Origin of the sequence: Pseudoflavonifractor phocaeensis, from assembly GCF_016901735.1 — a bacterium.
Classification (GTDB): Bacteria; Bacillota; Clostridia; order Oscillospirales; family Oscillospiraceae; genus Pseudoflavonifractor_A.
In genome coordinates this window covers 1-928 of the sequence record NZ_JACLZC010000158.1, presented here as the reverse complement: position 1 = coordinate 928, position 928 = coordinate 1, and the positions used below count along the sequence as shown (strand labels likewise).

Annotated in this window: 1 protein-coding gene; it reads right to left on the bottom strand. The window is 45.0% G+C overall.

Features of this window, described 5'->3' with window-relative positions; all coding sequences use genetic code 11:
• Positions 1-177 precede the first annotated feature (177 nt).
• On the bottom strand, positions 178-561 hold the full coding sequence (locus tag H7U37_RS15000; protein WP_204876965.1) for a GntR family transcriptional regulator: 384 nt from the start codon (positions 559-561) through the stop codon (positions 178-180).
• Positions 562-928 lie beyond the last annotated feature (367 nt).

Sequence of the window (928 nt, the reverse complement as noted above, 5' to 3'; positions counted from 1 at the left end):
CCAAGCAACTTGCTGTCCACAACCGCCGCTCAAACAACTTTCCCATGAGGCCCCTGGGCTGGCTTTCTCCCTCTGAGTTCACTGTCCAATATGTTTGACAAACCTACAGATCACTTTTTCTTTGGCGTCAAGATATTCCTTTTCAATAGATGCAAGGTACTGATGTCGAAAAGAGATTCATTCTCCATCATCCTCCTGATACATAAGTGTAAGTAAGTCGGTCAACTTATCAAGAGATATACCGCTTGTGCGTGCGATCTCGATTGCCTCTGCAAATTTTTCTTCGATTTTCTTCTGTTGTTCTTCAAGATAGAAGTCTTGGTTTTGTGCTGATACATAACAGCCTTTTCCAGCAGTTGTTTCAATAAAACCATCCTCTTGCAGGGTGGCATACGCTTTTTGCACTGTAAGAATACTAATTTGCAATGATTTTGCCAGAGAACGTACAGAGGGAATAGCTTCCCCGGCTTTCAGTTCACCACTCATAATAGCCGCCTTGATCTGTGAAGAAATCTGCTCATACAGAGGTCGGCTTGCTTTATTACTCACGACGATCTCCAAATTCTCACCGCCATTTCTGTTTTTACTGTATTACTACTACAAATACAGTACAATACGCACAGGAACAGTTGTCAAGACGGCAGATAGTGATTGCTGTGTAGGAAATGGCCTCCGGCTACGCAGTTAAGACGCTGAAAGCCCTGCCATAGCGGGCTTCTGGCGGACGGTTGACGGGGCGTCAATAGGATTGCTCCGATCCCCGCCGGAACGGGCTTTGAAATGCGTAGAATATCCCCACAGGAAAACGCCGAGCGGCCGTGAACTGCACCCCATTTGTTAGACAGTATGGTATACTGAATAACAAGTGGGGTGCTTTATTATGCCAAAAGGGATACCAAACAAACGATACACACCAGAATTTAAAAAG